We start from the raw sequence: 25,105 nt of genomic DNA on the forward strand, positions 1-25,105 counted from the left end.
CCCGCGCGTTCGGCCGACGGCTCACCGACGGCTCACCGACGGCTCACCGACGGCTCACCGACGGTCCAAGCAGCCCGCACCCTGCCCGCCCGACCCCGTGGCGGCCCGTACCGACGGAGCACGACCGCCTGCGGGGCGAGTGGACCGCTGGCCCACGGGACATCGGCTCCTGAGCCCAGGAGGGATGGCGCCCCCGGCCCCTGATCCGCAGGACCGTTGTCCACGGAACCATCGGGCCGGGGCTCCAGGCCCTGGTACGTCCACGGACCCCATCGGGACCTCACATCAGCGGGCCGTTTCGGGAACCACCGAAGGGGCGGTGTATCGGCGCCGTCTTCGGAATCTGGCGGGGTCTCGTACGGAGAAGCCTCAGAGAACGAAAGCCGAGCTGCCGGTGTCCGTGACCATCGGGCGTCCGGCACCGTCCCAGGCCAGCATGCCGCCATCGACGTTCACCGCGTCGATGCCCTGCTGCACCAGGTACTGGGTCACCTGGGCGGACCGGCCTCCGACGCGGCACATCACGTGCACCCGGCGACCGTCCTCGGCCGCTTCGGTCAGCTCGCCGAAGCGGCCCACGAAGTCACTCATGGGGATGTGCAGCGCGCCCTCGACATGCCCGGCCGCCCACTCGTCGTCCTCCCGGACGTCCAGCACGAAGCCGTCCGACGGAACCGCCACGACGTCCACCGAGGGCAGCGGAGCGAAATTCATGGGTATGCCTTCTTTCGTACGTACGCGCCACGGTCATTCGGAACGCTACTGCACGAGCCCCGCCAGCTCGTTCTCACGCTGGGACACTTCCGCGAGGAGCTTCTCACCGATGTCGTCCAGCAGTACGTCCGGATCATCGGGCGCCATCCGCAGCATCGAACCGATCGCGCTCTCCTCCAGCTCCTTGGCCAGAACCGTGAGCAGCTCCTTACGACGGCTCAGCCACTCCAGCCTCGCGTAGAGCTCCTCGCTCTCACTCAGCCGCAGCTCAGGCGTCACCGGGCCCGCCGCCCACTCGGCGGCCAGCTCCTTCAGCAACGCCACGTCGCCGCGTCCGTAGGCCGCGTTGACGCGGGCGATGAACTCGTCCCGCCGTGTCCGCTCCTTCTCGTCGGGCGCCAGATCCGGGTGGGCCTGGCGCGCCAGCTCGCGGTACAGCTTGCGCGCCTCCTCACCCGGCCTGACCCGCTTCGGCGGCCGGACGGGCTGCTCGGTGAGCATGGCCGAGGCCTCGGGCGAGAGACCGTCCGAGTCCATCCAGTCGTGGAAGAGCTCCTCGACGCCGGGCATCGGCATGACAATCGCGCGGGCCTCCTGGGCCTTGCGCACGTCCTCCGGGTCCCCGGTCTTCGCGGCCCGGGCCTCGGCGATCTGCGCGTCCAGCTCGTCCAGACGCGCGTACATCGGGCCGAGCTTCTGATGATGCAGCCGGGAGAAGTTCTCCACCTCGACCCGGAAGGTCTCCACAGCGATCTCGAACTCGATCAACGCCTGTTCGGCCACCCGGACGGCCTTGGCGAGCCGCTCCTCGGGCCGGGGGGCGGCGCTCTCACCGGCGGCAGCGTCACCACCCCTATCGGCGTCGGCATCAGCGGCGCCGGCAGCGGCGCCGTCTGCGGGGCCCGCCTGCGATGCGTCGTCCGGCTCCACTCGCAGGTCGTCGCCCAGCGACGCGTCCTGCGCGTACGGCGGCTCGCCCCGCTGGTGCTGGTTCGGCCGGTCTTCATCGTTCCGGGTGGTCGGCACCCCGGCGGCTTCGTGGGTCACCCGTCCAGCGTATGGCCACGGCCCACGCCGCGAAGCCACCTACCGGCCGCGCGAACCGCTCAGACGCCGAGCTCGGCCGCTATTCGGCCCGCTCGTACGCCCCGGACGAGCTCGGCGTGATCCGCTTCCGTCCGGTCCGCGTACGCCACGGCGAAATCGGCCACCGCCGCGTCCAGCTCGGTGTTCTTCCCGCAGTAACCGGCGAGCAGCCGGGGATCGGCACTGTGCGCGTGGGCCCGGGCCAGCAGCGCTCCGGTCATCCGCCCGTAGTCGTCCACCTGGTCGGCCGCGAGCGCCGCCGGATCGACGCTGCCCTTGCGATTCCTGAACTGACGTACCTGATAGGGCCTGCCGTCGACCTCGGCCCAGCCGAGCAGTATGTCGCTGACGACCTGCATCCGCTTCTGTCCGAGCACCACCCTGCGTCCCTCGTGCACCACGTCGGGTACCTCGAAGCCGGCCTGCGGGAGGTAGGGGGAGAGCGCCGAGGGCCGGGCCTCCTTCACCTGCAGCACCAGCGGCTCGCCCCGGTGGTCGAGCAGCAGCACCACATACGACCGGGTTCCCACACTTCCCGTGCCGACCACCCGGAACGCCACATCATGGATCGCATAACGTGCCAGCAGCGGAACCCGGTCTTCCGAGATCGTCCCGAGGTAGCCCTCGAGCCCTGCCGCCACGGCCGCAGCCTCCGCGTCGGGCACCCTGCGCAGCACAGGAGGTGCGTCCACGAACCGGCGACCGCCGTCCTCGCACTCCTCCGTGGATCTGGCGGCGAAGCGGGCACTCGTGTTGTTGCGCGCCTTGGCGGACACCCGCTCCAGGGTCCCCAGCAGATCCCGGGCGTCGGTGTGCGAGACGAGTTCCTCGTCCGCGATGGCGTTCCACGCGTCCAGGGCGGGCAGCCCGGCCAGCAGGCGCATCGTGCGCCGGTAGGCGCCCACCGTGTCGTACGCGCCCCGCATGCAGGTGTCCTCGTCCGCCCCCGCCTCCCGGCCCGCGAGGACCAGGGAGGTGGCGAGGCGCTTGAGGTCCCACTCCCACGGCCCGAACACGGTCTCGTCGAAGTCGTTGAGGTCGATGACCAGGTTGCCGCGCGCATCGCCGTAGAGCCCGAAGTTGGCCGCATGCGCGTCCCCGCAGAGCTGAGCTCCCACCCCCGTAACCGGCGTGCCCGTCAGGTCGTGCGCCATCAGGCCGGCCGAACCGCGCAGGAAGGCGAACGGCGTCGCGGCCATCCGCCCGACCCGTATGGGCGTCAGGGCCAGCACCCTGCCCTGATTCGACTGCTCGACCGCCTGTATCGCATCCGGCCTCCCGGTGGGCAGCACGAGGGAACTGTGGTCGGAACGGGGCACCTTGAGCCTCAACGCCTTGCCTGCCGCCTTCGGCGACGCGCTCCTTGATCCGGACGGGCGCGACCCTCCGGCCGCCCGACGCGCGAAACCGCGGACGACGGGGATGCGTCCGTCCCCTTCCCCCCGCTGCACCGGCACCGTCGCCTCGGACCCGCCGAATCCGCCGAACTCGCTCATGGAGCGCCGCCTCCCCCGCTCTTGTCCGGTCGTACGCCCGACCAACATCAACTGCGGCCGACGGTACAGCCGTTGCGCGACAGCCGTCTGCCCCTGTGGACAACTCGGGAACCCGCCTGTGGACAACCTCGCCCACGAGCCGGAAGCCCCACAGCCCGCCCCGGGCCGTCAGTCATCGCAGCAGCAGCGCCACCGAACCCTTCAGGCCGTCGCCCGCGACAGGACCGGACCGCATTCCTCCGCCCCAGGACGTCAGCACCCGCGACTCCTGACGTACGGCCGTCACACCCCGACGGCCTCCTCCATCTCCTCCTCGGCTCCAGCGGCCCCCCGGAGCGTCACCGCCTCGCGGGCCCTCTCCGCCGCCTCACGGGCCCTCTGCGCGGCCTCACGGCGCCTCCTCGCCTCGGCCAGGCCCGCCACCCCCATGACCACCAGCCCGGCGACGAACCAGAGAGCCAGCACCAGCACGTGCCCGCCGAGGGCGTGACCGCCGAAGTACACATGGCTGCGCACCCCTTCGACGAAGCCCGCACCGTTCCAGAAGGAGTGCAGGGATCCGAAGAAGCCCGGCTGGAGCTCGGGCCGGAAGATGCCGCCGGAACTCGTGAAGTTGAGCATGACGAAGAGCAGCATCACGCCGAGCGTGGTCCATCGCCTCAGGAAGGTGTGCAGCCCCACCCCGATCAGCAGGATGCCCGCCGAATAGAGCCACGCCAACGCCCACAGCCCGCCGAGCCCATGGTCGACGAGGCCGAACACGGGTCCCGCGAAGGCTGCGCCGATGGCACTCACCACGAGCGAGGTGGCGAGGGCCAGCACGCCCCGGATCCGCAGCGCCAGCACCGCGCCCGCACCGCCGATCACGGCGACCGACGCGTACGACCCGATACTGACCGCCACCAGCAGGAAGAAGATCCCCTGTCCGGTCGGATCACCGTCCGCCGTAGGCGCGACGTCCGTCACCTGAAGCGGGGCGCCCTGACCGGCGGCGACCTCGGTGAAGACCTTCTGGACCACCGTCGCGCTGGTGTCCGACGAGGCACTGGCCACGATGAGTTCGGGGCTGCTTCCCGGCACGTAGGCGCCATAGCTCTGCTGCGTTCTCAGATGGCTTTCCGCGATACCGCGGTCCGCCACCGTACGCACGCTCAGCGCCCCGTCCCCCTTGTCCTGCAAGGTCTGTGCGAGCACCTGGGCGCTCGCTCCCGACCCGACCACGTCCACTCTCAGATCGTGCGGTTCCGGGGCGTGGAAGGCCCCCAGATAGGCGAGGCCCATACCGACGCACATCAACAGCGGCGTTATGAGATGGCTGAGGACATGGCGCAGCGCTCCGGCCGGCGTGCCGGAGGCGGAGCTCGGACCTGCGGACATTCGGCGACTCCTCCATTAGTTGGCTTTTACAACCTCTATATTTGTTGTAGCATACAACTAAAGTCAGGAAGGTGGTTCACGTGACGGAAGCCCCCCGGGAGCGCGAGGAGTCGCTGGATGTCATTCAGCGCGAGCTGACGGCCTTCGCACGCCGCGCACGGGCGACCGCGGCACGGCTCCACCCGGACCTGCCCCTGGTCTCGTACACCCTGCTCGCCCACATCGACGACCGGCACGGCTGCCGCGCAACGGATCTGGCGGCGCACTACATGCTGGACAAGTCGACAGTCAGCCGCCAGGTCGCGGCCCTGGAGAAACTCGGCCTCGTCGAGCGGCATCCGGATCCGGACGACCAGCGGATCCAGGTGCTGCATCCCACCGCCGCCGGCACCAGGGCGCTCGCCTCGACGCAGGCCAGCCGGCAAGCGGCCTACCAGGAACGCCTCGGAGCGTGGACGTCGGACGATCTGGCGCGGTTCGCGGAGTACCTGCTGCGCTACAACTCGGCGGGCGAGGGCACCTCACCGCGCTAGTCCCGCTCCCCGGGCCCCACGACCCGCCCGAAGCGCGCTACACCGAGGCCCCCGGGGGCCGCGCCTCCGCCCGCCCGGGAGCCACGCCGGGACGGCGATCCACGGCACACGAGCCTCGCCCCGCACCCGACAGCACAGCACCCGGAACGCCCGCGGCGGACCTGACGGCCGGAAGTCAGCAGCCCCCCTGGTCCGCCAGATAGGAATCCGCCCACTGCCCGAGCTCCTTGAGCGCGGGCTCCATGGCGGCACCGGCCTCCGTGAGCCGGTAAGCGACCCGCAGCGGGGGCCCCTCGTCGACCTCGCGCACCACGAGACCTGCCGCCCCGAGCTCGGACAGCCGGTCCGAGAGCATCCGCTCACTGATGCCCGGAATCGCTCGCCGCAGATCCGCGAAGTGCACCGGCTGCCGCATCAGCACCGAGACGATCGGCCCCGTCCAGCGCTTCCCGAACAGCTCAAAGACGCGGGTGATGCTCGCGTCCACCCGCCGACAGGCCTGCTCGCTGTGCTCCGCCATGACCCCAGACTACTGCGTCACAGTGAGGGGCTTATTAAAAGTAAGGGGCTATGTTATTAATAGGTACGCACTGAAGGTTGGCCTCGGGCTCACCCACCCCGGCAGCTCCGCCCGAGAGCCCACGGAGAGCTTCACCTTCGAATTCCGACCCCTACGGAGATCCCCATGGCCACGCTCCTGCACCTCGACTCCGCCGTCTTCCCCCAGGGCTCCACGTCCCGGGAAGTCACCGCCGCCTTCGTCGCGGCCTGGCGTGAGCAGCACCCCGACGGCCAGGTCGTGTACCGGGATCTCGCCGCCGCCCCCCTGCCCCACCTGGACGCCTCGGCCGTGGCCGCCGGCGCCGAGGACGCCCTGCGCGCGGAGCTGTCCGCCGAGCTCGTCGCCGCGGACGCCGTACTCATCGGCGCACCGATGTACAACTTCTCCATCCCGTCCACCCTGAAGGCGTGGCTGGATCAGGTGATCATCGTCGGCCACAACGCGGGCCCCGAGGGCCCCGTCGCGGGCACGCCCGTCACCGTGGTGGCCAGCCGCGGCGGTTCGTACGCCCCCGGCACCCCGCGCGAGGACTTCGAGTTCGTCCAGAACTACCTGGAGAAGGTGCTCAGCGGCATGCTCGGGGCCGAAGTGGACTTCATCGTCCCGGAGTTGACCCTGGCCCATTCGAAGCCCGAGATGGCCGAGCTGACCCCCCTCGCCGACGCCTCCCGCACTCGGGCACTCGCAGACGCGGCGGAGAAGGCAAAGACCCTCGCCGCGCGCCTCGCCGCCTGACGCAGCCCTCCGCCGCGCGCGCACGAAACGTCTCTTTGGTGCGGACCCGACGTTTCACGTGAAACAGCCAACCCCCTGAACACGCCTTCGTACTCGATGCGTGGTTCATCACAGCGCCCACCACAAGATCCAGCTCGTCGCGACGCCCCCGGGGCGCTCTCCCGAAACCGGCAGCCCCGGAGGCAGGAGAGTGCCCCTCAGGTGCGCCTCACCCCGGAAAGCACACCGCATCAGGTCACCGAACCGGAACGATGGGGCCCGAGCGCACGGCGGTACCGAGCGCCGCCTGACCACACGGAGACATCAAGGCGGCCCGATCACGCCGAGCCCCGGGCAACCGGAACGATCCGCACAACGAAGAACCCCCGCACCGGATCTCTCCGGTGCGGGGGTTCTGTCGAACCAACCCGGCGGTCGCAAGCGACTACCTGTTGTGCGCGAGGGGGGATTTGAACCCCCACGTCCCTAAGGACACTGGCACCTGAAGCCAGCGCGTCTGCCGTTCCGCCACTCGCGCAAGAGTGGTGTTTTCAGACTCTCTCACCGTGTGGTGTGAGCGCCTGGCGACATCCGAAGATTAGCACGCTGGACAGGGTGGATTCACATCCGTTGTTTCGCCGGACTCACGACGGGAACCGGGAACGCGGAAAGCCCTCCCCCACTCCTCCTGAGTGCACCCGGAGTGCGGGACACTGTCAGGAGGCCACCTCTACGATCCGTGTGAGAGGTGACACTCATCCACTGTGCAGACAAGGGGAACCAGCCGATTTCCCGACGCGTGGATACGATCAGTAAGCAGTACAGGGATGACGACACCGGAGGAGGTGCCCCATGGGAGTCATGAAGCGTTTCGAGCAGCGTCTCGAAGGTCTGGTCAACGGCACCTTCGCCAAGGTCTTCAAGTCCGAGGTGCAGCCGGTCGAGATCGCGGGAGCCCTCCAGCGGGAGTGCGACAACAACGCGACGATCTGGAACCGCGAGCGGACGGTCGTACCCAACGACTTCATCGTCGAGCTGAGCACCCCTGACTTCGAGCGGCTCAGCCCGTACTCGGGTCAGCTGGGCGACGAGCTGTCCGGCCTCGTGCGCGACTACGCCAAGCAGCAGCGCTACACCTTCATGGGACCCATCAAGGTTCACCTGGAGAAGGCGGACGACCTCGACACGGGTCTCTACCGCGTACGCAGCCGGACCCTGGCATCGAGTTCGTCACAGCAGGGCCCGCAGAGCGGTCCCGCTCCTCAGGCCCAGCCGAGCAGGCCCTCCCCGCAGGGGCAGGGCGGTTACGGCTACCCGCCGGCATCCGCTCCGCCCATGCCCCCGTCCCCGCCTCAGAGCGCCCCCGGGCGCTCGGGCGGAGCCTCCGGCGACTGGCGCCCGCCCGCCTCGTCCGGCCCCATGCCGGACGCCCAGGTGCGGCGCTGGATCGAGATCAACGGCACCCGGCATCAGATCTCCCGTCCGACCTTGGTGATGGGACGAAGCACCGAAGCCGACGTGCGGATCGACGACCCCGGCGTATCGCGCCGGCACTGTGAGATCCGGACCGGAACGCCCTCGACGATCCAGGACCTCGGGTCTACCAACGGCATCGTGGTGGACGGGCAGCACACCACCCGCGCTACGCTCCGCGACGGCTCGCGGATCGTCGTGGGCAGCACCACCATCGTTTACCGGCAAGCCGAAGGGTGAAGCGGGGGCAATGTCAGAGCTGACCCTGACGGTCATGCGGCTAGGTTTCCTGGCTGTTCTGTGGCTATTCGTAATCGTGGCCGTCCAGGTCATTCGCAGCGACCTGTTCGGTACGCGTGTCACGCAGCGCGGCTCACGCCGCACTGCCGCTGAGACGCGCCCGCAGCAGACGCGCCAACAGCAGGCGGCGCCGCCTCAGCAGCGCCAGCAGTCCGGGCGCCAGCGCCGCGGTGCGCCCACCAAGCTGGTCGTCTCCGAAGGCACTCTCACCGGCACCACCGTCGCCCTCCAGGGCCAGACCATCACCCTGGGCCGGGCGCACGACTCAACGATCGTGCTGGATGACGACTACGCGTCCAGCAGGCATGCCAGGATCTACCCGGACCGTGACGGCCAGTGGATCGTCGAGGACCTCGGGTCCACCAACGGCACCTATCTCGACCGGACCCGGCTCACCACCCCGACACCTGTTCCGCTGGGCGCGCCGATCCGCATCGGCAAGACCGTCATCGAGCTGCGGAAGTAGTACGACAATGAGCGAGCGGAGCGAGCGAGCCGCGGCGGTCCTGACGATGGACCCGGCCCGGCTCCCGACCGGAGGGTGGGCAGTGTGGCTCGAGACCGGCTGTACCCCGAACCGACGGGCGAGGTGCGCATGAGCTTGTCCCTGCGCTTCGCCGCCGGATCGCACAAGGGCATGATCCGGGAAGGCAACGAGGACTCCGGCTACGCCGGCCCCCGCCTTCTCGCCATCGCCGACGGCATGGGCGGCCAGGCGGCCGGCGAGGTCGCCAGCTCCGAGGTGATCTCCACGCTCGTCCAGCTCGACGACGACGTCCCGGGATCCGACATCCTCACCTCGCTCGGTACGGCGGTGCAGCGGGCCAACGACCAGCTGCGCGTCATGGTCGAGGAGGACCCCCAGCTGGAGGGCATGGGCACGACGCTCACCGCCCTGCTCTGGACCGGTCAGCGCCTGGGCCTCGTCCACGTCGGCGACTCCCGGGCCTACCTCCTGCGTGACGGCGTCCTGACGCAGATCACCCAGGACCACACCTGGGTGCAGCGCCTCGTGGACGAGGGCCGGATCACCGAGGAGGAGGCCACCACCCACCCGCAGCGCTCCCTGCTGATGCGGGCCCTGGGCAGCGGCGACCACGTGGAGCCCGATCTCTCCGTTCGGGAGGTCCGCGCCGGTGACCGCTACCTGATCTGCTCGGACGGTCTCTCCGGCGTGGTCTCGCACCAGACGATGGAAGAGACGCTGGCCAGCTACCAGGGCCCGCAGGAGACCATCCAGGACCTCATCCAGCTCGCCCTGCGGGGCGGCGGTCCCGACAACATCACCTGCATCGTCGCCGACGTCCTGGACGTCGACAGCAACGACACCCTGGCCGGTCAGCTCAGCGACACCCCGGTCGTCGTCGGTGCCGTCGCCGAGAACCAGGCCGCGCAGGCGAACGACGGGCGGGGCATGGAGACGCCCGCGGGACGCGCGGCAGGCCTCGGCCGCCCCGTGCCGCCCCAGGCCGGAAGCTTCGGCCCTCCCGGCAGCGGCGACGACGCGGGCTACGGCTCCGGTCCCGACGGCGCCTTCAACGCGTACGCGGACGACGACTTCGTCAAGCCCCGCGGCGGACGCCGGTGGCTGAAACGGTCGTTCTACATCGTGCTCGCGCTGGCCGTCGTCGGCGGTGGCGTCTACGGCGGGTACCGCTGGACCCAGACCCAGTTCTACGTGGGCGCGAAGGACGACAACGTCGCGCTGTACCGCGGGATCAGCCAGGACCTGGCGTGGGTGTCCCTCTCGAAGGTCGAGGAGAACACCAAGATCGAGCTGAAATACCTCCCGCCCTACTGGCGCAAGCAGGTCGAGGCGACCATCTCCCAGGGCAACCTCACCGACGCCCGCAAGAAGATCAGCGAGCTCGACGCACAGGCCTCCGCCTGCAAGAAGGACGCACAGCGCCGCGCGGCCGAGGCGGACGCCAACGCCGCCAAGGACCAGGACAAGGCCGGCGACGCCGCCGACAGCACTTCCGCCACGTCTCCCTCCAAGGGAACCAACACCGCGACTCCCACTCCCGGCCCCAGCCTCTCGGAGGAAGAGAAGAAGCTGGCCCTGCAGTGCGGTAAGCAGTAAGCCGTAGGGGGCCTTCAGCACATGAGCGTTGTCACCAACACGACCACCATCGGCGCGATCGACGCACCGAGCCGCCGTAACACCGAGCTGGTACTGGTCGCCTTCGCCGTTCTGATCTCGGTGTTCGCGTACGCCAACGTGGGCCTCGCCCTCAACGGCGAGCTGCCCGCCGGCATGCTCGGATACGGCCTGGGCCTCGCGCTGCTCGGCGGTGTGGCACACCTCGCGGTGCGGAGATTCGCTCCGTACGCGGACCCGCTGCTGCTTCCGATGGCGACCCTGCTGAACGGGCTGGGCCTGGCCATCATCTGGCGGCTGGACCAGTCGGAGCGGTTCCAGGCACTCAAGACGTTCGCCCCCGCCGCCTCCAAGCAGCTGATGTTCTCGGCGGCGGGCGTGGCCCTGATGGTGGTCGTCCTGATCGCTCTCAAGGACCACCGCATCCTTCAGCGCTACACCTACATCTCCATGCTCGTGGCGCTGTTCCTGCTGATCCTCCCGATGTTCTTCCCCGCCGTGAACGGCGCCAAGATCTGGATCAAGATCCCTGGCGTCGGCACGATCCAGCCGGGAGAGTTCGCCAAGATCATCATCGCGGTGTTCTTCGCCGGCTACCTCATGGTCAAGCGGGATGCCCTGGCTCTCGCCAGCCGCCGCTTCATGGGGCTCTACCTGCCCCGCGGCCGTGACCTGGGCCCGATCCTCATGGTCTGGGCGTTCTCGATCCTGATCCTGGTCTTCGAGACCGACCTGGGATCCTCGCTGCTGTTCTTCGGCATGTTCGTCGTCATGCTGTACGTCGCCACCGAACGCACCAGCTGGATCGTCTTCGGCCTCCTGATGTCCGGGGCCGGAGCGGTCGGTGTGGCCACGTTCGAGCCGCACGTCCAGGACCGCGTCACCGCGTGGCTCGACCCGTTCGCGGGCTGGGGCAAGGAGGCGGCCAGTGAGCAGATGGCCAAGTCCCTCATGGCCTTCGGCTCGGGCGGCACCCTCGGCACCGGCCTCGGCCAGGGCAACTCCGACCTGATCGGCTTCGCCGCCAACTCCGACTTCATCCTCGCCACCGTCGGTGAGGAGCTCGGGCTGGCCGGGATGATGGCGGTCCTGCTCGTCTACGGCCTGATCGTCGAGCGCGGCGTCCGTACCGCGCTGGCCGCCCGGGACCCCTTCGGCAAGCTCCTCGCGATCGGCCTCTCCGGCTCCTTCGCCATCCAGGTCTTCGTCGTCGCCGGCGGTGTCATGGGACTCATCCCGCTGACCGGTATGACCATGCCGTTCATGGCGGCCGGCGGTTCGTCCGTCATCGCCAACTGGGCGCTCATCGGCATCCTGATCAGAATCAGCGACACGGCCCGGCGTCCCGCCCCGGCACCCGCACCGTCCCCGGACGCCGAGATGACCCAGGTGGTCCGACCGTGAACAAGCCGCTGCGCAGGATCGCGCTCTTCTGCGGGATCCTCGTCCTGGCCCTGCTCGTCCGCACCAACTACATCCAGTACGTCCGCGCCGACGAGCTCAACGCGAACGAGCACAACCGCCGGGTGCAGATCGAGCGTTACGCCCACGAGCGCGGCAACATCATCGTCGACGGCGAGCCCGTCACGGGCTCCGTCGAGACGACGGACAGCGACTTCACCTACAAGCGTGTCTGGAAGAACGGCCCCATGTGGGCGCCCGTCACCGGTTACTCCTCGCAGGCCTTCGACTCCTCGCAGCTGGAGAGCATCGAGGACGGCATCCTCACCGGCAACAGCGACCAGCTGTTCTTCGACCGCACCCTGTCGATGTTCACCGGTGAGAAGAAGACCGGCGGGAACATCGTCACCACCCTCGACGGCGCCGCCCAGAAGGCCGCCTTCGAGGGGCTGGGCGACAGGAAGGGCGCCGTCGCCGCGCTCGACCCGCAGACCGGCGCCATCCTGGCGCTGGCCAGCACACCCTCGTACGACCCCTCGGTCTTCGCGGGCAACTCCATGAAGGACTCCGACGCCCGGCAGAAGCTCCTTGACGACAAGGACAAGCCGATGCTGAACCGGGCGCTGCGCGAGACCTACCCGCCCGGCTCGACGTTCAAGGTCGTCACGGCGGCCGCGGCGCTGGAGAACGGCCTCTACACCGACATCGACGCCAAGACGGACTCCCCGCTGCCCTGGCGGCTCCCCCTGTCGACCAACCTGCTGCAGAACGAGGGCAACATCCCCTGCGAGGACGCCTCGCTCCGGGAAGCCCTGCGCTGGTCCTGCAACACCGTCTTCGGCAAGATGAGCGACGACCTCGGCAACGGGAAGATGATCGAGCAGGCCGACAAGTTCGGCTTCAACAAAGAGGTCTTCACCCCGGTCCGGGCCGACGCCAGCGTCTACCCCAAGGACAACCAGCCGCAGAACGCCATGGCGGGCATCGGCCAGGCGTCCAACCGCGCCACGCCCCTCCAGATGGCCATGGTGGCCTCCGCGATCGCCAACGACGGCAAGCTCATGCAGCCGTACATGGTCGCCCAGCGCCAGGCACCCAACCTGGACGTCATCTACACGCACGAGAAGGAGCAGCTCAGCCGGCCCCTCTCGGCGGAGAACGCCCAGAAGGTGCAGCAGATGATGGAGACCGTGGTCGCGGACGGCACGGGAACCAACGCGCAGATCGACGGCGTCACCGTCGGTGGCAAGACCGGCACCGCACAGCACGGCCTCAACAACAGCGAGAAGCCGTACGCCTGGTTCATCTCGTACGCCAAGACCGACAGCGGCTCCCCGGTCGCCGTCGCCGTGGTGGTCGAGGACGGCAACGCCAACCGGGACGACATCTCGGGTGGCGGTCTGGCCGCACCGATCGCCAAGAGCGTGATGAAGGCGGTACTCGACGGAAAGTAGTGACACCCGTCACAACTTCTGTCCACACCAGCACATTGGGATACCGGTCGGATATCAGCTGACGGGTGCGGGCCGATCACGCCGGGCGCGCCCGGTAGCGTAAGCGCGAACAGCGCACCGCCGGACCACACACGGGTGCGGTCGGGACTGACGGAGAGGGCTGGATCAGTTATGGAAGAGCCGCGTCGCCTCGGCGGCCGGTACGAGCTGGGCTCGGTGCTCGGCCGTGGTGGCATGGCCGAGGTCTACCTCGCGCACGACACCCGGCTCGGCCGCACCGTAGCTGTGAAGACGCTGCGGGCCGACCTCGCCCGCGACCCGTCCTTCCAGGCCCGGTTCCGCCGTGAGGCCCAGTCGGCCGCCTCGCTCAACCACCCCGCGATCGTCGCCGTCTACGACACCGGCGAGGACTACGTCGACGGGGTCTCCATCCCGTACATCGTGATGGAGTACGTCGACGGGTCGACGCTCAGGGAGCTCCTGCACTCCGGCCGTAAGCTGCTGCCGGAGCGGACGCTGGAGATGACCGTCGGGATCCTCCAGGCGCTGGAGTACTCGCACCGCGCCCAGATCGTCCACCGCGACATCAAGCCGGCGAACGTCATGCTGACGCGCACCGGCCAGGTCAAGGTCATGGACTTCGGCATCGCCCGCGCCATGGGCGACTCCGGCATGACGATGACCCAGACCGCCGCGGTCATCGGGACCGCCCAGTACCTCTCCCCGGAGCAGGCCAAGGGCGAGCAGGTCGACGCACGCTCCGACCTGTACTCCACGGGCTGCCTGCTCTACGAGCTGCTCGCGGTCCGGCCCCCGTTCGTCGGTGACTCGCCCGTCGCGGTCGCGTACCAGCACGTGCGCGAGGAACCGCAGCCTCCGAGCAACTTCGACCCCGAGATCACGCCCGAGATGGACGCCATCGTCCTGAAGGCGCTGACCAAGGACCCGGACTACCGCTACCAGTCGGCCGACGAGATGCGGGCGGACATCGAGGCCTGCCTCGACGGCCAGCCGGTCGCCGCCACCGCGGCCATGGGCGCGGCGGGCTACGGCGGGTACGACGGCTACGGGAACGACCAGCCGACGCAGGCCATGCGGCCCACGGACGCGGGCGCCCAGACGTCCATGCTGCCCCCGGTGAATCCGGACGACGGCGGCTACGGCTACGACGACCGCCCGGACCGCCGTCGGCAGAAGAAGAGCAACACCTCGACGATCCTCCTGGTCGTCGCCGGCGTACTGGTGCTGATCGGGGCGATCCTGATCGGCCGCACGGTCTTCAGCTCCGCCGACAACACCAACGACAAGGTCGACGTGCCGAACATGGTCGGTTCGACGGTCGAGCAGGCGGAGAAGCTCGCGCTCAACTCCGAGGTCGTCCTGAAGGTCGGTTCCAAGGAGCCCTGCGAAAAGCAGCAGAAGGACCAGATCTGCAGCCAGTCCCCGTCCTCGGACGAGCAGATGGCGAAGGGCGAGACCGTCACGGTCGTCGTCTCCACCGGCGCCCCCAAGGTCGAGGTCCCCGACGTCCTGGAGAAGTCCCAGGACAGCGCCCGCAAGGCCCTGGAGGCCAAGGGCTTCACGGTGAACGTCAAGACGGCCGAGTCCGACAAGACGCCGGACACGGTCATCGCCCAGGACCCGGAGGGCGGGTCCAAGGTCGAGAAGGACGGTGAGGTCACGATCACCGTGGCCAAGGAGTCCCTGCTCGACCTGCCGGCCGTCAACCGGTCCTACGCCGAGGCGGAGGCCCAGCTCAGGGGCATCGGCTTCACCAACATCGTCCGCCAGGACGTGGACTCGGACCAGCCGCAGGACATGGTCGTCGGCCAGACCCCGGAAGGCCCGAGCAAGCAGGCAAAGGACGTCCAGATCGTCCTCAAGGTCTCCAAGGGCCCCGCCCAGCCGGAGCAGGTCACCATCCCCGGTGACATCATCGGCAAGAGGTACCAGCAGGTGAAGTCCACGCTCGAAGGCATGGGCCTCGTGGTCGCACTCGCGCCCAACTCCTCGGACAAGCCGAACGCCCTGGTGATGAACGCCGACCCCGGGGCCAACGCACAGGTCCCCAAGGGCCAGACGGTCACCCTGACCACCATCGGCGGTTCGGACGGGGGCGGCGACGGGAACTTCTTCGGCGGCCAGTCCGGCCGGTCGAACTGACCCGCGCGGCACCACAGGAACGGAACAGGGCCCCGGTCACCTCAGCTGAGGTGGCCGGGGCCCTGTCGTACGTCGACGGTGCCGGCTAGCGCAGCTCCACGGGCTTCGTACGGTCGCGGTCCACCTTCTCGGTCCGCACCAGCTCGCCCCACACGATGTAGCGGTAGTTCGACGTGTAGACGGGGGTGCAGGTGGTCAGCGTGATGTAGTGGCCCGCCTTCTTCACGCCCGACTCCTTGGGCACGGGGGCGATGGCGTCCACGTTGAACTTCGACGTCTCGGGCAGCTCCGCGAAGACCTTGTAGACGTACCAGGTGTCCTTGGTCTCGAAGACGACCGCGTCGCCCTTCTTCACCTTGTCGATGTTGTGGAACTTGGCGCCGTGCCCGTCCCGGTGCGCCGCGAGCGCGAAGTTCCCCTCGCCCTCGGAGGGGAGGGCCGACTTCACGGGTTCGGTGTAGTAGCCGGCGATGCCGTTGTTCAGCGTCCCCGTGTCGGTGCCCTTCTTGACCAGCACCTCGCCGTTCTTCATGGCGGGTACGTGGAGGAAGCCGATCCCGTCCCTGGTGTCCAGCTCGCCCGGGCCGCCCGCCCAGCGGTCGCGGACGGTGTTGCCCTGCTTGTCGGCCTCACGGTCGGCGAGCACGTTGGTCCACCACAGCGAGTAGACGACGAACAGGCCCAGCACCAGCCCCGCGGTGATCAGCAGTTCGCCGAAGAGGCTCACCGCCGTCGCGACGGGATGGCGGCTCCTCCGCGGCACCGGGACCGCCTGTTCGTCGGTGCGCTCTTCGTCCTCGGTCCTCGCTGCCACCGCACCCGCCCCTGTCGTGATGATGTTCAGCCGACGAGCGCGTCGGGCTTCCCCTCGCTGCGCGGCCGTTCGTCGACCATTTTGCCCCACACGATCATTCGGTACGTACTCGTGAACTCCGGCGTGCAGGTCGTCAGCGTGATGTACCTGCCCGGCCCGGTGAACCCCGATCCCGGGGGCACTTCGTCGATCACGGCCACGTTGGAAGGAGACGTCTGCGGAAGGATGCTGGTCATCTCGTACGTGTAGTAGGCGTCCTGCGTCTCGACCACGATCGGATCGCCCGGCTTCAGCTTGTTGATGTAACGGAAGGGCTCACCGTGGGTGTTGCGGTGACCCGCCACGGCGAAGTTGCCCTGCTTCGCCGAGGGCATCGCGGTCTTCAGCGTGCCCTCGCCGTAGTGGCCGACCATGCCGCGGTCCAGGACCTTCTCCTTGCTGATGCCCTCGGCGATCGGCGCGACCACGTCCAGCTTGGGAATGTGCATGATGGCGAATCCCTTGCCGGGCTCGAAGACGCCCGGACTCCGCTCACCGCTCGCCCAGTCGTCCTGGATCTTGTTCGTCTCGCGGCCGGCGATCTGGTCGGCGCGGACGTTCGTCCACCACAGCTGGTAGGTGACGAACAGGAGCATCAGCACGCCGAAGGTGATGAACACCTCGCCTACGACCCTGCTGGCGACGACGGCGGGGCTGTCCTTGGCGGCACGGGCCGCGCGGCGGGCCTCCAGGCGTGACATGGGGACCGCGGGCGTCGCCGTCCCGGCCGCCGTCTCCGTGCCGCGCCGGGGCTCGGCCCGGCGTCTTCCGCGTCCCTTGGCCGCGCGCCTGCGCTCGGCCCGGCCGCCGGTCGGCAGCGGCTCGGGGTCGGCGTCCCGCGCGTCCTCCGGCCCGGCCGGCCGCGACGGGTCCGGCGTACCGGCGGTCCGCAGGGCGACCGTCTCGTCGTTCAGGACGGGACCGGCCTCACGTGCCGGGCGCACGGGGGCGGGGCCGGGCTCGGACGGCCCCGGAACGGGCGCCGGAGCGGACGGCACCGGGCCGGACGTTCCCGGCGGGGGACCGGGTATCACCGCGCTCCCCCGGACGGTGGCCGACGCGGGACCCGCCTCCGGCCCCTGCTGGCCGTACCAGTCCCTCTGATAGCCCTCCGGGTCGTACCACTCACCCTCGGGGTCCGCGGGCGCCTGAGCGGCCGTCCGGGGCGTCTGCGGCACCTCGCTGCCCGCCGGGCCGGCCTCCGCCCCGGTCCAGGGTGAAGCGTGCCGCGCCGGCAGGGGGTCGTTCAGCGGGTCCGCGAGCTGCTCCACCGCCGCCTCGAACGCCCCGTCGGGCTCGTACGCTCCCTGCTCGTACGGGCCTTCCTGGCCGGCGTGGGGGCGGAGTGAGGTCACGCGGCGGCCTTGCCCACCACCGGGGCCAGCCCCGCCGATCTCGCGACGGCGCCCGCGTCACCGCACTGCTCCAGCCAGTTGGCGAGCATGAGGTGGCCGTGCTCCGTGAGGACCGACTCGGGGTGGAACTGCACACCCTCCACCGCCTGTTCGCGGTGGCGCAGCCCCATGATGATGCCGTCGGCAGTGCGCGCGGTCACCTCCAGCTCGGGCGGCACCGTGTCCGGCTCAGCGGCGAGCGAGTGGTACCGCGTCGCGGTGAACGGCGAGGGCAGACCGGCGAACACGCCCTTGCCCTCGTGCAGTACGGGGGAGGTCTTGCCGTGCAGCAGCTCGGGAGCCCGGCCCACCACCCCGCCGTAGGCCACGGCCATCGACTGCATCCCCAGACAGACGCCGAAGACCGGAACGCCGCTCCGCGCGCAGTGGTGCACCATCTCGATGCAGACACCCGCCTGCTCGGGCGTGCCGGGTCCGGGCGACAGCAGGACCCCGTCGAATCCGTCGTCCGCGTGCGCCGTGGTCACCGCGTCGTTCCGCACCACCTCGCACTCGGCGCCGAGCTGGTAGAGGTACTGGACGAGGTTGAACACGAAGCTGTCGTAGTTGTCGACGACGAGAATGCGCGCGCTCACCGACCGGCTCCCGCTCCGCCTTGGCCGTCCACCGTCACATCACCGAACGGGAGCAGTGGCTCCGCCCAGGGGAAGACGTACTGGAAGAGCGCGTAGACAACGGCCAGGGCGAGCACGAGCGAGATGAAGCCCCGCACCCATACGTTGCCCGGCAGATGCCGCCAGATCCAGCCGTACATGCTGTTGCCTCCATTCGGTACGGCACCAGACTAAACGGCCGGGGCTCGGACGTGGGTCAGCTGTGGAAAGCCGCCCCGGCGGGCGAGCGTCACAGTCCCGCGCGCAGGGCGCGGCGCACCCCGGCCGGGGCTTCCCGCGGGTCAGTCCACAGGCTGTGCGTGGTGGAGGTCGACCGTGCCCGAATAGCCGGGAAGCGTGTGCTTGTCGTCCTCCTCGACCTTCCAGCCCAGCCCGTACGCCTTCACGTACAGCTGGTAGTTCTGGATCGCCGTGGAGTCGTCGAGCGCCTTCCTGAGCTTCCCGCGGTCGCCGACCGCGGTGACCTTGTAGGGAGGTGAGTAGACCCGCCCCTGGAGGATCAGGGTGTTGCCGACGCAGCGCACGGCGCTGGTGGAGATCAGCCGCTGGTCCATCACCTGGATCCCGCGGGCGCCGCCTTCCCAGAGGGCGTTGACGACGGCCTGAAGGTCCTGCTGGTGGATGACCAGGTCGTTGGGCTGCGGATCGGGGTATCCGGGATTGGCCGTGGCGTTGGGCGGGGCGTCGTTCAGCGTGACGGAGAGCGCGCCGCCGGTGACCTCCGTGGTGCCCGCCGCCTTCTCCAGGGCGTCGAGCTCGGCGTCCTCGGCACGGGTGCTCCCGTCGTCGCGCCGGGCGAGGGTGTCGATGTCCGCGCGCACGGAAGCGGTGGATTCGTCCAGCTCCGCGTTCTTCTCGCTGCGCTGCTGGATGAGGTCGGACAGCTTCAGCAGGGAGGAGTCGGTCCGGATATCGGTCCCCTTGGCCGTGTTGGCGCTGGTGACGAAGATCAGTCCGGCGAGCGCGAAAACGGCAGCGGTGAGGCCCTGGACCGGCCATCGGGGCATGCGCCGGGCCCGACCTCGAGGGGAGTCGGCAGAATTGCTCAACGTACCCTTATCTCCTTAGGCGCCACGGAAGCACTACGCTAACGGACGCCCCGGGGAGGCAGCATTCCCCCTCGCGCCCCGGCGCCAGCCACAGATCCCTGCGCGGTCACGCAGCGCATCGACAGGAGAGTCCCTCGTGCCGAAGTCACGTATCCGCAAGAAGGCAGACTTCACGCCTCCGCCGGCGAAGCAGTCGACGAGCATAAAGCTGACCAACCGGAGCTGGGTGGCGCCGGTGATGCTGGCGCTCTTCCTGATCGGCCTGGCCTGGATCGTGGTCTTCTACGTCACCGAGGGCGATCTGCCGATCGACGCCCTGGGCAACTGGAACATCGTCGTCGGCTTCGGCTTCATCGCCGGCGGCTTCGGCGTCTCCACCCAGTGGAAGTAGCTCTGCCCTGAAGTTACCCACAGAGTTATCCACAGGTGGGGGAAAAGGTCAGACGATCTGTGGATAACTTCCCTCGGGGTTGACGCCGGTGTGACTACACACTTACGCATCGCGAGACGGTATGCCCCTTGTCCTGACTGGGAAGACCCGGTTCAGCGACAAGGGGCACACCTGTTCCCCACGTCATGCACAAGATCCGGCACGCTCTGTGGACAACCGCCACCCCTGGAGCAACGAATTCCGCTCAGGTGAGCGCGGCCGTCCTGATGAGGACCGCCGCCACGACCACGACCAGTACCAGCGCGCAGGTGCCGAACTGCACGAGAGCACGGCGCTCACGCGGTGCGTGGACCATGGCGATCGCGATCAGGGTGCCGGCCACCAGTCCCCCCACGTGCGCCTGCCAGGCGATCCCGCCCCACGGGTTGAAGGTGAAGATCAGGTTCACCACGAGGAGCGCGATGACCGGCCGCATGTCGTAGTTCATGCGGCGCATCAGCACCGCCGTGGCGCCCAGCAGGCCGAAGACGGCGCCCGACGCACCCAGCGATCCCTGCGTGGGGTTCGCGATCCAGTAGGTGAGCGCGCTGCCCGCGAGCCCGGAGAGCATGTAGAGCGCGAGGTAGCGGGCACGGCCCAGGGCCGCCTCCAGCGGGCCGCCGAGCCACCACAGGCCCAGCATGTTGAAGGCGATGTGCCAGACCTCCTGGTGCAGGAACATCGAGGTCACCAGGCGGTACCACTGGCCCTCCGCCACGCCCTGGAGGCCCGTCGACGGGTCGCCCGAGTAGGCGCGGCCGAAGAGCAGCAGATCGTCGAGCAGCGGGTGCCCCTGCCGCTCGGCGATCAGGACCGCGGCGAAGACGGCGAGATTGATGCCGATGAGGATCTTCGTGACCAGCCTGGGATCGGCCGCGACACTGCCGCCGGCCAGGGTCCGCGGCCGGCTCGCCGCGGGGCGGTGGCCCGTACCCGCCCCTTCGCGGACGCATTCAGGGCAGTGGAAGCCCACCGAGGCTTCGACCATGCAGTCCGTGCAGATCGGCCGCTCGCACCGCGTGCAGCGGATTCCCGTCTCCCTGCCCGGATGCCGGTAGCACGTGAGCGGACCGCCCGCGGCCGCGGGCCCGTCCTGCTCTTCCGGCGACTGCTGGTCCATCGCTCACGGCCCCTTCGGTCCTCGTCCGTGGAGGGGGCACACATGCGATCGCCCCGCTCGCCCGTTATGTAGCAGTACGGACGAGCGGGGCCGTTGGTTCCCCACAGGAGCGGCGGCCCGCCGGGCCCGGCGGGCCGGGTCAGCGGGTCTCGATGACGACCGACTCGATCACCACGTCCTGGAGCGGGCGGTCGGTGCGCGGGTTGGTCGGGACCGCGGCGATGGCGTCCACGACCTTCCTGCCCGCCTCGTCGGCCACCTCGCCGAAGATCGTGTGCTTGCCGGTCAGCCAGGCGGTGGGCGAGACGGTCAGGAAGAACTGCGAACCGTTGGTTCCCGGCCCGGCATTGGCCATGGCCAGCAGGTACGGCTTGGTGAAGGCGAGGTCGGGGTGGAACTCATCGCCGAACTCGTACCCGGGGCCGCCCGTACCGTTGCCCAGCGGGTCGCCGCCCTGGATCATGAAACCGCTGATGACCCGGTGGAAGACAGTCCCGTCGTACAGCTTCTCGGTGGACTTCCCGCCGGTCCCGGGGTTGGTCCACTCGCGCTCGCCGGTGGCGAGCTCGACGAAGTTCTTGACCGTCTTGGGGGCGTGGTTCGGCAGGAGCCGGATCGCGATGTCGCCCTGGTTGGTCTTCAAAGTGGCGTAAAGCTGCTCGGCCACGGTCTGCCTTCCGTAAGTCTTCGCTGATGACCACCGATCCTCGCACGGGGCGCCCTTCCCGCTGTGCGGCCGAGGCCCGGAACGGGCGCCACTCACCTTGTTGCGCGCTTTCCTGCACTTTTCCCACACTTCCTACGGGATACGTGCCGCCAGGTGCCCGGTGGAACGGAGCGGCCCGACACGAATCGTGGCATCGTCGGCGACACGCTCCCCTTGCACCGTATTGCCCGACAATGACGTTCATGACCCGGATGCCCGTCCCGCATGGCGCCCGACGCCTCAGCGGGCATGATTTCGAATTGGGTGGATAGGCGGAGTACCAACCCGCCACCAAGGAGGAGGATCCCGTGACCCGCATCGACAGCGTGCGCGCCGCAACCTACTCGGCGAAGGACAGCGCGCAGCACGCCGCGGACGTGGTGGCGCCCTACGCCGACACGGCCAAGGAACAGGCCGCGTACTACGCGCAAGAGGCTCGCGCACGGCTCGCGCCCAAGGTGTCGAAGGCAGCCGCGCAGGCCCGCGTGCAGTACGGCGCACATCTCGCACCACGCCTCGAACAGGCACTGACGCATGTGCCGCCCAAGGTCGACGAGGCCGCACACAAGGCCGCCGTCCGGACGCGCAGCGCCGCTCGCACCGCCGCGGAGTACACCGTGCCGCGCGTCGAGTCAGCGGTGGCGGCGAGCCGGCCCGTGGCCGAGGAGGCCACCGCACGCAGCGCCGCCGCACTGGCCGCTCTCCGGGGCCACGTCACGGCCAAGGAGATCCAGAAGCTCGTCAGGAAGCATGAGCGCCGGGCCAGGGCAGGACGGGCCGCCAAGGGAGTGCTCGTGCTCGGCGCCCTGGCCGGCGGGGCCTTCGCCGCCTGGAAGTGGTGGGACAAGCAGGCCAACCCGGACTGGCTGGTCGAGCCGCCCGCCCCCACCGACGTGGCCGACGACCGCGCCCCGCTCACGTCGGTCGACGGCAGCAGCCGGGCCGACCTCGATCCGGAGGTCCGTGCCAAGCAGGACGAGGCCGAGGCCGGATCCGACGCGGCGGACGACACCGACGGCGACGAGCGCCGCTGACCCGGCCGGTCCGGGAACGACGCCTGCGAGAGGCGCCGGAAGACCTCATGGTCTCCGGCGCCCTCGCCGTTTCACGGGCGTCGTTTCACGTGACCTGTTTCACGTGAAACCGAAGCCCCCGGGAGCCTGGCCCGGTGACGCCCCGGACACGGCACCCCCCTCATGCCGGATCCGTGTTCGGGGCCGTCATGAAAAAAGACCCCTCCGGCTGCGTTCCCGCAGTTCGGAGGGGTCTGATCCGGTGGAGCCTAGGAGATTCGAACTCCTGACATCTGCCTTGCAAAGGCAGCGCTCTACCAACTGAGCTAAGGCCCCGGAAAACGGACATCACAGGACACGTCCATGCCATGACGTCCGACGCAGAACAGAGTACCGGGTGACCCCCCGAATCCTGCAAAAGGATTGGGGCTCCCAGCTCGCAACGCCTCTCCGTAAGATGCACGACGAGGTTCGCAGCAGCGAAGCCGCAGCGAAGGGGAGACGCAATGGACACCGCGCAGCAAGAGGCCACGGCCAGAGCCAGGGAGCTTCAGCGCAGCTGGTACGGAGAGCCGCTGGGGGCGCTCTTCCGCAGGCTGATCGATGACCTCGGCCTGAACCAGGCACGCCTCGCCGCTGTTCTGGGGCTCTCCGCCCCGATGCTCTCCCAGCTGATGAGCGGGCAGCGGGCCAAGATCGGGAATCCCGCGGTCGTCCAGCGGGTCCAGGCACTCCAGGAGCTCGCCAGCCAGGTGGCGGACGGCAGCGTCAGCGCCGGAGAGGCCACGGACCGGATGGAAGAGATCAAGAAGTCCCAGGGCGGCTCGGTCCTGACCAACACCGGCCAGACCCCGACCACCGGTGGCGCCCCCACCGTGCGGCGCGTGGTCCGCGAGATCCAGTCGCTGCTGCGGTCGGTCGCGGCGGCCGGCGACATCATCGATGCGGCGGACTCCCTCGCCCCGGCCCACCCCGAACTGGCAGAGTTCCTCAGGGTGTACGGAGCGGGACGCACCGCTGACGCGGTCGCGCACTACGAGGGTCACCAGAGCTAGACGGATCCCAGGGTCCGCGGGCCGCCGCCGGGCGGCCCGGCCGTGGCAGTATCCCGACAGCCGGAGCACGAACCGAAACGGGAACGGGGAGCGGGCGCAGCGCAATGGGTGAGGTCTTCGCTGGTCGGTACGAGCTGGTCGATCCGGTCGGACGGGGTGGGGTCGGCGCCGTCTGGCGCGCGTGGGACCACCGGCGCCGCCGGTATGTGGCGGCCAAGGTCCTCCAGCAGAGCGACGCGCACACGCTGCTGCGCTTCGTCCGTGAGCAGGCGCTGCGGATCGAGCATCCGCACGTGCTCGCCCCGGCCAGCTGGGCCGCCGACGACGACAAGGTCCTGTTCACGATGGACCTGGTGAGCGGCGGCTCACTGGCTCATGTCATCGGTGACTACGGCCCGTTGCCCCCTCGGTTCGTCTGCCTCCTGCTCGATCAGCTGCTGTCCGGGCTGTCCACGGTGCACGCCGAGGGGGTCGTGCACCGTGACATCAAACCGGCCAACATCCTGATGGAGGCGACCGGTACGGGCCGGCCCCACCTGCGGCTCTCCGACTTCGGCATCTCGATGCGCAAGGGTGAGCCGCGGCTGACGGAGACCAACTACGTGGTGGGAACGCCCGGTTACTTCGCGCCCGAGCAGATGATGGGGGCGGAGCCCGACTTCCCGGCGGACCTGTTCGCCGTCGGACTCGTCGCCCTCTACCTGCTCCAGGGGCAGAAGCCGGACGCCAAGGCGTTGATCGAGTACTTCGCGGAGCACGGCACCCCGGGTGCTCCCCAGGGTGTGCCGGAGCCCTTGTGGCAGGTCCTCGCGGGCCTGCTGCAGCCGGACCCGCACGCCCGTTTCCGCACGGCCACAGGTGCGCGCAAGGCTCTGACGGCCGCGGTGGAGATGCTTCCGGACGCCGGGCCGGAGGACGATCCGGTCGAGGTGTTCGACCAGATCGGTCCCCTGCCCCCGGGTTTCGGCCCCGACGGCCCCGAAACGCCCGCCGAAGGCCCGCAGACGCCCTCGCGGGAGGTGGACGGCCCGCCGCCCCCACCTCTCCCGTCGCAGCAGCCCTACGCGCCGCAGGGGCCCCACACGCCGCCTCAGGAGAATCCGGGTCAACAGCCCCACGCGCCAACGCCGTCGATGTCGGAGACGGGCAGCTTCCACCTCGCACCGCCCCCGCAGCGCCCCGCTCCCGAATCGCACGCGGCCCCGCCCCAGGCCGTCTCCGGCCCGCTCCCGTCCCAGGCCGCGTCCCCCTACGCCGCGCCGGACCCCTCCCGGGCCGCCACGTCCGCCGTGCCGTACGGGACCCCGCCCACCCGCGCCTACACGGCCCAGCACCCACAGGCTCCCCTGAACACCGACCCGCCCGCGGTCCCCGCGAAGCGGCCGGGACCGTCCCCGAAGGTGGCGGTCCCGGTGCTGGTGGTGGCGCTGATCTGCTTCGCGGTGGGCATCTGGGCACTCACCCGGATCTGACGGT

At 69.5% G+C, this 25,105-nt stretch carries 24 protein-coding genes and 2 tRNA genes; 12 read left to right on the forward strand and 14 right to left on the reverse strand.

Going from position 1 to position 25,105, the window contains the following annotated elements:
• Positions 1 to 369 precede the first annotated feature (369 nt).
• The 4 genes from ACFVS9_RS10325 to ACFVS9_RS10340 all read right to left on the reverse strand — a co-directional run bounded on the left by ACFVS9_RS10325 (position 370) and on the right by ACFVS9_RS10340 (position 4,673).
• A complete protein-coding gene (locus tag ACFVS9_RS10325; protein ID WP_383112734.1) occupies positions 370 to 714 on the reverse strand; it encodes a rhodanese-like domain-containing protein in 345 nt (114 codons plus the stop codon).
• A 45-nt stretch (positions 715 to 759) separates the two neighbouring features.
• The gene (locus ACFVS9_RS10330) at positions 760 to 1,761 is read right to left on the reverse strand and encodes a J domain-containing protein (RefSeq protein ID WP_389931347.1); all 1,002 of its coding nucleotides are present in this window, start codon (positions 1,759 to 1,761) and stop codon (positions 760 to 762) included.
• Positions 1,762 to 1,820: 59 nt separating this feature from the next.
• Positions 1,821 to 3,296 (reverse strand): DUF2252 domain-containing protein, encoded by a 1,476-nt coding sequence (locus tag ACFVS9_RS10335; protein WP_389931349.1) that lies wholly within the window; start codon positions 3,294 to 3,296, stop codon positions 1,821 to 1,823.
• A gap of 282 nt (positions 3,297 to 3,578) precedes the next feature.
• On the reverse strand, positions 3,579 to 4,673 hold the full coding sequence (locus ACFVS9_RS10340; protein WP_389931350.1) for a hypothetical protein: 1,095 nt from the start codon (positions 4,671 to 4,673) through the stop codon (positions 3,579 to 3,581).
• Between the two features lie 80 nt (positions 4,674 to 4,753).
• Here ACFVS9_RS10340 and ACFVS9_RS10345 point away from each other — a divergent pair, with 80 nt between their 5' ends.
• Positions 4,754 to 5,206, forward strand: coding sequence for a MarR family winged helix-turn-helix transcriptional regulator (locus ACFVS9_RS10345; protein ID WP_383112738.1), 453 nt, complete (start codon positions 4,754 to 4,756; stop codon positions 5,204 to 5,206).
• A gap of 175 nt (positions 5,207 to 5,381) precedes the next feature.
• Here ACFVS9_RS10345 and ACFVS9_RS10350 read toward each other — a convergent pair whose 3' ends face one another.
• Positions 5,382 to 5,726, reverse strand: coding sequence for a winged helix-turn-helix transcriptional regulator (locus tag ACFVS9_RS10350; RefSeq protein ID WP_383112739.1), 345 nt, complete (start codon positions 5,724 to 5,726; stop codon positions 5,382 to 5,384).
• Positions 5,727 to 5,891: 165 nt separating this feature from the next.
• On the opposite strand from ACFVS9_RS10350, the gene ACFVS9_RS10355 reads away from it, so the two are divergent.
• A complete protein-coding gene (locus tag ACFVS9_RS10355) occupies positions 5,892 to 6,503 on the forward strand; it encodes an FMN-dependent NADH-azoreductase (RefSeq protein WP_389931352.1) in 612 nt (203 codons plus the stop codon).
• A 434-nt stretch (positions 6,504 to 6,937) separates the two neighbouring features.
• On the opposite strand, the gene ACFVS9_RS10360 is transcribed toward ACFVS9_RS10355, so the two are convergent.
• Positions 6,938 to 7,020: transfer RNA gene (locus ACFVS9_RS10360), tRNA-Leu, on the reverse strand.
• Between the two features lie 314 nt (positions 7,021 to 7,334).
• Here ACFVS9_RS10360 and ACFVS9_RS10365 point away from each other — a divergent pair.
• The 6 genes from ACFVS9_RS10365 to pknB all read left to right on the forward strand — a co-directional run bounded on the left by ACFVS9_RS10365 (position 7,335) and on the right by pknB (position 15,374).
• On the forward strand, positions 7,335 to 8,195 hold the full coding sequence (locus ACFVS9_RS10365) for an FhaA domain-containing protein (protein ID WP_383112741.1): 861 nt from the start codon (positions 7,335 to 7,337) through the stop codon (positions 8,193 to 8,195).
• A 10-nt stretch (positions 8,196 to 8,205) separates the two neighbouring features.
• The gene (locus ACFVS9_RS10370; RefSeq protein ID WP_383112742.1) at positions 8,206 to 8,721 is read left to right on the forward strand and encodes an FHA domain-containing protein; all 516 of its coding nucleotides are present in this window, start codon (positions 8,206 to 8,208) and stop codon (positions 8,719 to 8,721) included.
• 129 nt (positions 8,722 to 8,850) lie between these two features.
• Entirely contained in the window at positions 8,851 to 10,338 is a 1,488-nt protein-coding gene (locus ACFVS9_RS10375) for a Stp1/IreP family PP2C-type Ser/Thr phosphatase (RefSeq protein WP_383112743.1), read from the forward strand.
• 21 nt (positions 10,339 to 10,359) lie between these two features.
• Positions 10,360 to 11,760 (forward strand): FtsW/RodA/SpoVE family cell cycle protein, encoded by a 1,401-nt coding sequence (locus tag ACFVS9_RS10380; RefSeq protein WP_383112744.1) that lies wholly within the window; start codon positions 10,360 to 10,362, stop codon positions 11,758 to 11,760.
• Complete coding sequence (locus tag ACFVS9_RS10385) at positions 11,757 to 13,211, forward strand: peptidoglycan D,D-transpeptidase FtsI family protein (protein WP_389931354.1); 1,455 nt, start codon at positions 11,757 to 11,759, stop codon at positions 13,209 to 13,211. Before ACFVS9_RS10380 ends, ACFVS9_RS10385 begins: the two co-directional genes overlap by 4 nt.
• Before the next feature lie 171 nt (positions 13,212 to 13,382).
• Positions 13,383 to 15,374: a Stk1 family PASTA domain-containing Ser/Thr kinase gene (pknB, locus tag ACFVS9_RS10390; RefSeq protein ID WP_383112746.1), complete on the forward strand. Its 1,992-nt coding sequence runs from the start codon at positions 13,383 to 13,385 to the stop codon at positions 15,372 to 15,374.
• A gap of 85 nt (positions 15,375 to 15,459) precedes the next feature.
• Here the strand turns inward: pknB and ACFVS9_RS10395 are convergent, their stop codons facing one another.
• The 5 genes from ACFVS9_RS10395 to ACFVS9_RS10415 all read right to left on the reverse strand — a co-directional run bounded on the left by ACFVS9_RS10395 (position 15,460) and on the right by ACFVS9_RS10415 (position 19,263).
• Positions 15,460 to 16,188, reverse strand: coding sequence for a class E sortase (locus ACFVS9_RS10395; protein WP_389931356.1), 729 nt, complete (start codon positions 16,186 to 16,188; stop codon positions 15,460 to 15,462).
• A 26-nt stretch (positions 16,189 to 16,214) separates the two neighbouring features.
• Positions 16,215 to 17,582 (reverse strand): class E sortase, encoded by a 1,368-nt coding sequence (locus tag ACFVS9_RS10400; protein ID WP_389931357.1) that lies wholly within the window; start codon positions 17,580 to 17,582, stop codon positions 16,215 to 16,217.
• Entirely contained in the window at positions 17,579 to 18,217 is a 639-nt protein-coding gene (locus ACFVS9_RS10405) for an aminodeoxychorismate/anthranilate synthase component II (protein ID WP_383112749.1), read from the reverse strand. The genes ACFVS9_RS10400 and ACFVS9_RS10405 overlap by 4 nt, the downstream gene beginning before the upstream one ends.
• Positions 18,214 to 18,396: a hypothetical protein gene (locus ACFVS9_RS10410; RefSeq protein ID WP_383112750.1), complete on the reverse strand. Its 183-nt coding sequence runs from the start codon at positions 18,394 to 18,396 to the stop codon at positions 18,214 to 18,216. The genes ACFVS9_RS10405 and ACFVS9_RS10410 overlap by 4 nt, the downstream gene beginning before the upstream one ends.
• Before the next feature lie 141 nt (positions 18,397 to 18,537).
• Positions 18,538 to 19,263: a DUF881 domain-containing protein gene (locus ACFVS9_RS10415; protein ID WP_389931359.1), complete on the reverse strand. Its 726-nt coding sequence runs from the start codon at positions 19,261 to 19,263 to the stop codon at positions 18,538 to 18,540.
• A 178-nt stretch (positions 19,264 to 19,441) separates the two neighbouring features.
• Here ACFVS9_RS10415 and crgA point away from each other — a divergent pair, with 178 nt between their 5' ends.
• Positions 19,442 to 19,696 carry a cell division protein CrgA gene (gene crgA / locus ACFVS9_RS10420; RefSeq protein WP_031090433.1) on the forward strand — a complete coding sequence of 85 codons (255 nt, stop codon included), beginning with the start codon at positions 19,442 to 19,444 and terminating at the stop codon, positions 19,694 to 19,696.
• Between the two features lie 244 nt (positions 19,697 to 19,940).
• On the opposite strand, the gene ACFVS9_RS10425 is transcribed toward crgA, so the two are convergent.
• Positions 19,941 to 20,855, reverse strand: coding sequence for a rhomboid family intramembrane serine protease (locus ACFVS9_RS10425; RefSeq protein WP_383112752.1), 915 nt, complete (start codon positions 20,853 to 20,855; stop codon positions 19,941 to 19,943).
• A gap of 139 nt (positions 20,856 to 20,994) precedes the next feature.
• Complete coding sequence (locus ACFVS9_RS10430) at positions 20,995 to 21,522, reverse strand: peptidylprolyl isomerase (protein ID WP_383112753.1); 528 nt, start codon at positions 21,520 to 21,522, stop codon at positions 20,995 to 20,997.
• A gap of 347 nt (positions 21,523 to 21,869) precedes the next feature.
• On the opposite strand from ACFVS9_RS10430, the gene ACFVS9_RS10435 reads away from it, so the two are divergent.
• A complete protein-coding gene (locus ACFVS9_RS10435; RefSeq protein WP_389931361.1) occupies positions 21,870 to 22,595 on the forward strand; it encodes a DUF5324 family protein in 726 nt (241 codons plus the stop codon).
• 242 nt (positions 22,596 to 22,837) lie between these two features.
• On the opposite strand, the gene ACFVS9_RS10440 is transcribed toward ACFVS9_RS10435, so the two are convergent.
• Positions 22,838 to 22,910 (reverse strand) — tRNA-Ala (locus ACFVS9_RS10440).
• Between the two features lie 170 nt (positions 22,911 to 23,080).
• Between ACFVS9_RS10440 and ACFVS9_RS10445 the strand changes: the two genes are divergently transcribed.
• Both ACFVS9_RS10445 and ACFVS9_RS10450 read left to right on the forward strand, forming a co-directional pair.
• The gene (locus ACFVS9_RS10445) at positions 23,081 to 23,629 is read left to right on the forward strand and encodes a helix-turn-helix domain-containing protein (RefSeq protein WP_389931362.1); all 549 of its coding nucleotides are present in this window, start codon (positions 23,081 to 23,083) and stop codon (positions 23,627 to 23,629) included.
• A 104-nt stretch (positions 23,630 to 23,733) separates the two neighbouring features.
• Positions 23,734 to 25,101 carry a serine/threonine protein kinase gene (locus ACFVS9_RS10450; RefSeq protein ID WP_389931364.1) on the forward strand — a complete coding sequence of 456 codons (1,368 nt, stop codon included), beginning with the start codon at positions 23,734 to 23,736 and terminating at the stop codon, positions 25,099 to 25,101.
• Positions 25,102 to 25,105 lie beyond the last annotated feature (4 nt).

The organism is Streptomyces sp. NPDC058008, assembly GCF_042886395.1.
Classification (GTDB): Bacteria; Actinomycetota; Actinomycetes; order Streptomycetales; family Streptomycetaceae; genus Streptomyces.